The organism is Cerasicoccus arenae (genome assembly GCF_014651635.1).
Lineage (GTDB): Bacteria > Verrucomicrobiota > Verrucomicrobiia > Opitutales > Cerasicoccaceae > Cerasicoccus > Cerasicoccus arenae.
The window spans coordinates 1-4,376 of the sequence record NZ_BMXG01000042.1; the positions used below are offsets into that span (position 1 = coordinate 1).

Annotated in this window: 7 protein-coding genes; 3 read left to right on the plus strand and 4 right to left on the minus strand. The window is 45.2% G+C overall.

The window, feature by feature from the left end; all coding sequences use genetic code 11:
* Positions 1-3 precede the first annotated feature (3 nt).
* From IE065_RS18460 to IE065_RS17680, 3 genes are all read left to right on the plus strand, one after another.
* Positions 4-228: a hypothetical protein gene (locus IE065_RS18460; protein WP_425491928.1), complete on the plus strand. Its 225-nt coding sequence runs from the start codon at positions 4-6 to the stop codon at positions 226-228.
* Entirely contained in the window at positions 135-644 is a 510-nt protein-coding gene (locus IE065_RS17675) for an IS3 family transposase (protein WP_189517595.1), read from the plus strand. The genes IE065_RS18460 and IE065_RS17675 overlap by 94 nt, the downstream gene beginning before the upstream one ends.
* A 500-nt stretch (positions 645-1,144) precedes the next feature.
* Positions 1,145-1,381: a hypothetical protein gene (locus tag IE065_RS17680; protein ID WP_189517598.1), complete on the plus strand. Its 237-nt coding sequence runs from the start codon at positions 1,145-1,147 to the stop codon at positions 1,379-1,381.
* A 134-nt stretch (positions 1,382-1,515) separates the two neighbouring features.
* Here the strand turns inward: IE065_RS17680 and IE065_RS17685 are convergent, their stop codons facing one another.
* The 4 genes from IE065_RS17685 to IE065_RS17700 form a co-directional block, all read right to left on the minus strand.
* On the minus strand, positions 1,516-2,082 hold the full coding sequence (locus tag IE065_RS17685) for a toxin-antitoxin system YwqK family antitoxin (RefSeq protein ID WP_189517601.1): 567 nt from the start codon (positions 2,080-2,082) through the stop codon (positions 1,516-1,518).
* A complete protein-coding gene (locus tag IE065_RS17690) occupies positions 2,072-2,893 on the minus strand; it encodes a hypothetical protein (RefSeq protein WP_189517604.1) in 822 nt (273 codons plus the stop codon). Before IE065_RS17690 ends, IE065_RS17685 begins: the two co-directional genes overlap by 11 nt.
* 191 nt (positions 2,894-3,084) lie before the next feature.
* Positions 3,085-3,555: an SMI1/KNR4 family protein gene (locus tag IE065_RS17695; protein ID WP_189517607.1), complete on the minus strand. Its 471-nt coding sequence runs from the start codon at positions 3,553-3,555 to the stop codon at positions 3,085-3,087.
* 8 nt (positions 3,556-3,563) lie between these two features.
* Complete coding sequence (locus IE065_RS17700; protein ID WP_189517610.1) at positions 3,564-4,259, minus strand: HNH endonuclease; 696 nt, start codon at positions 4,257-4,259, stop codon at positions 3,564-3,566.
* Positions 4,260-4,376: the final 117 nt, after the last annotated feature.

Genomic DNA, 4,376 nt, shown 5'->3' on the forward strand with positions numbered 1-4,376 from the left:
ACAATGGGCTACAAGAAGATCACAGGGGAGCTGCGTAAGGCGGGGTTTGCTGTTGGCAAGCAGTTTGTGCAGCGGGTGCGCCGTGAGGAAGGCTTGCAAGTGCCAGCCCCAAGCCCAGACAGACCCGCCGCGGTTTGTCGACAGGACTGCCGCAGCAGGCTACGCATCGCAACCACGTCTGGGCCTGGGACTTTGTATCGGACTGGACCCAACGCGGTGGCAAGCTGAAGGTCTTCAACCTGATCGATGAACATACGCGAGAGTGCCATGTCATCCATGCCGCTCGTGAGATCAAGGCCGAGGATGTTTTACGTGTGCTTAGGCAGGCCATTGAGCAACACGGTGCTCCCGCCTACATCCGTAGCGATAATGGCCCTGAGTTCATTGCGAAGATTATCCAACGGTGGCTCAAGCAGAACGAGATCGACACCCTCTACATCGACCCTGGTTGCCCCTGGAAGAACGGCTACGTCGAAAGCTTCAACTCCAGATTCAGAGCCGAGTGCCTCAACCGGGAACTCATCTACACGCTCTCGGAGGCACGGTTCATCTTTAAGGAATGGATGAATTTTTATAACAACATCAGACCGCACCGTTCTCTGAGCTTGCTCAGCCCAGCTCAGTTCGCACAATCAATCACATAAGGCTCTGGTTCCGTTCGGGCTGCGCCCTCTCTACACCAGAACCTTAAAACAACAACACACATAACTGAAAAGCAAACGGTCAAATTATAGTCATTCAACATGGACCGAAAGGTGGGACCCAAACATTGTGCCATTCTCATCGTATCCATTTTTATCATCTTTATGCTCGATTTTTCTTCATCCTAAAGGCACTCTTGGGATCATGCATAATCAGCCACCGCCTCATGAAATCGACTGGCCCATTAACGAAAAAATCGCCTTGGATATTGTTGACCAGGAAACAGACCCGTAAAGCGGCGTCATCATCAACGGCCAATTTCTATCCCTCGAAGAACTCGCAAAATCCTGGGATTCATTTGTTGGGTTCAAACTGGAATTCCGGCTCACAGACGCTTGACGATTGGGGGACCTTGAGTGGCCAAAGCTATTACTGATTGACAAGAATCAAGAACATTAGAAACCTCAACCGTAAGCGCCATTTGCCGAAGCATACAACCTCCATGAACGAAGAAGAATACAAAGTTAAATACTCGCCTCTGTGTAAGAAAATAGAGGTCGAGCGAACCGTTATTGAAGTGCTGATTTACGCTGACGATCACGGAAAATGGATTTTGGAGGTCATGGACGAGGATGGAACTTCCCACCTGTGGAACCAGCATTTTGACACCGATGAGCAAGCCCTCGAAGAAGTCATTTCGATTATCGAAAAAGAGGGTGTGGCTGGCATCATTGACTGATCCGCGCGACGGCGATCAGTGTTCCGCCCGATGATCAGGCAACTTCGACAGTGTTGGGTCGTGGGTGAACGTGGCTACGACCGGTGGGACTTTACCGAATCCACGTTATCACTCTACGTCTTGGGCATAAAATTTCACTTGTCGTCACTATTTACCTCAAGCCCATCTTCGAAAATACTCTTTTCCTCTAACAAGCCTGCTGGATTATATCTGAGCGATATCCCATCTTTCTTGCCTTTGGAGTATTCTATAACGGCCTTCCTATTTCCATTAGGATACCAAAAAACCCATAGGCCATTTTTGGCTCCGTCTGCATAGTAACCTTCTTCAACCAAATTTTGACCACTTTCATCATATAATCGATAGTAGCCAGTTAATGTGCCATTCTCTTGGAATGCTCGCATGGTGACTTTACCGCTCTGATTAATTCTTTCTATTATCCCGAATCCGATCCCATTTATTACTTTTTCACGAATAAAACCACCTCCCGCACCAACTCGATACACAACACCCGTGTAAGGTTCCCCCGTTTTCGCATTCACTACAATATCATTTTCCTTAGATAATACATCGTTGGTCACTGGCAAAACTCCAACATGTTCAGCAGCAGCTAGATCGATGTCTCCCAAATCTAGATCATTTGAGTAGAGAGCTACATTGGCCACAAGCCATAGTGAAAATATAAAGAATCTATTTTTCATTGAATCTAACTATTGAGCTGTTGTTTTTATTGAGTATCTTTGCCATCGCCCGAACACGTCCTGGGTCAGCATCAGCCATCCCACTTGTCTGATTATTATACCATTCTGTTTGGTTAGGTGCGCCCCAAACTGGATACTTCGTTTTTTGAAGTGTAATCTGAAAGTTTAGATCTTTCGTCAAATCCTTTAACACCGATTCGAACCCTGCAGTTGCGCCGCCCCTAGCTGCATTCACTGGACCGCCAAGCATTCCATCCCAAGTCGCTTCGCTAGCAGCAACATTGGCGTTATTCCACATTTCCTTCAAATCCGTATCAAAATCAGCATTGAAGGAGAAACTCGCTTTTCCTTTCAGAGAAACATATCCAAGGTGAGACCAACCACTCTCACTTGGAAACAAAAACATTGGACCACTCATTGCATCAACCGAGTCATGAGCAACCTGATATTGTTCCATATTGGCGCTGTAAACGTTTTTCATAAAGAAATCGTATAGCTCAGGCGAATCCTGAATAGAATTAACGAATTCCTTAAAATTCTGTATACTATCCATAGATTTATCAGCATTACCCAATTTTTCCTTCAATCCTTTAGCTTGATTATAAAACTTCCTAAATTCCCATACGTGTTCACCTTTTATCTGATATGCAGTAGTTTCTATCGATGGGTAGTTATCTTTCCAAGCCAAGCTTTTCTCAATATTGGTTGGTTTATCAATATCTGGATCAGGAGCAGGTGGATCAGCATCATCGGAAGACAAACCCCGTTGGATCGAACTTGGTCCAAAGTGTTGACCCCGACGCCAAATCATAGGAATTGGGCGATTTTAACCGTTGCGGATGAATCGCTTACGAAACTGAAAATCGATACCTATGGCCTCTCTTGGAAAAATCTTCCTAGGCGCGGTTTTTCAAATCAAAGAACAATTAATGCGATTATTGGAATAGAGCGCATAGTGTCAGTTTTTAGTCATATGAATAAAAACATAAAAATCTAAATCACTTAATCTCTATACTCGGTCAGCCCATCGACGAAATCAGTAAAAGAATTTGAAATCAAATAGACCAAGCTATCGTGCTGTCCTTGGCCAACCTCATCATGAATCCACAGATAAATTTTGCCGAAATCTTCTTGAGTTGTAACCAAACAAATCTGATTACCAAAACTATCAGAGCCAACCGGTATCATACAGTCAGGAATGCGATTTCGGTATAGCTTAATAGTATCGACCAGTTCTGACGCGCGTTCACCAGCACCGACTCCATATAGTTCCATCACGTCAACGGGCAATTGATCGATATGCCCAACTGCATCATAAAAACTATCGTTTTCTTGTTCAAGATACCCCCCATTCATCTCATACAAAAATTCCCTGTAGTCTGCCGGAAAACGAATCCCCAACCGCCCCTCAATTGAATCGACAACGGAGCTACTGCAAGAACCATACTCATCTCTCATTGATAACTTTCTCATGGGTTACATCAATTATCCAGATTGTTTTCGAGGTCAATTTGAACATTAACAGCAGCAGAATCAACCACCCCCATGCCCTGTAGTCCCGTCATGATTCTGTAAGTTGCCGCATGTCTTGCTGACCTTGGTTGATTTTTGTCCATGTATATTTTAATGTCATTTTTCATTTCTGCCGCCATTCGGTCGTTTTCTCCCGAGTATTCGTTATAAGCGATTGAAGCAACTGTCAGGGCACCTATCGCAGTCGCACCGGCACCGCCTCCACCACGATTTCGGTTCTTTAGGTAATCTTTAACTGCCTGTCTACGTGTAACTTTAGCATGAGGACCTGTATGTGCGAGTTTTCCATGAGTTCCTTTGTCAACCAACTGCATTTCGAATTTACCATCACGCTCAAAGTGATGCCAGACAGTGTCCTTAGGCTGCTTCCAATTTGCCCCATGTTTTTCTTTCATCTTCCTCATAGCTTCTCTTTTGTCCTTTGCACGATTACCTGAAAACTCATCAATTTCAACGACATCCCTCGCACTCTGCTGAAAATCTGGAACATTATCTTTGAACGGAATTCCTTCTGGTGCCTTTTCTGGATGATAGAATGTGCTATTTCCACGTTCTCCAGTGCTTCCATCGGCGTTTTCCCACCAACCGATACCATCGTCCGCAGGTAATCTCGGTGTCTTATCATCTGTTGATTCTAGCCCCAACGGATCGAATTTGGTCCAAAGTCTTGACCCCGACGCGTTATCGTAGGCATGGCGTCATTTTCCCGGTATGACTATTGGGCTGGCTGGTAGAGAGGCAGGCGCGAAGATGGCGGCTAA

Bases quoted from the DNA above. Each gene is read 5' to 3' on its own strand.
- IE065_RS17680 (WP_189517598.1), top strand. From the start codon at position 1,145: ATGAACGAAGAAGAATACAAAGTTAAATACTCGCCTCTGTGTAAGAAA.
- IE065_RS17695 (WP_189517607.1), bottom strand. From the start codon at position 3,555: ATGAGAAAGTTATCAATGAGAGATGAGTATGGTTCTTGCAGTAGCTCC.
- IE065_RS18460 (WP_425491928.1), top strand. From the start codon at position 4: ATGGGCTACAAGAAGATCACAGGGGAGCTGCGTAAGGCGGGGTTTGCT.
- IE065_RS17690 (WP_189517604.1), bottom strand. From the start codon at position 2,893: ATGATTTGGCGTCGGGGTCAACACTTTGGACCAAGTTCGATCCAACGG.
- IE065_RS17685 (WP_189517601.1), bottom strand. From the start codon at position 2,082: ATGAAAAATAGATTCTTTATATTTTCACTATGGCTTGTGGCCAATGTA.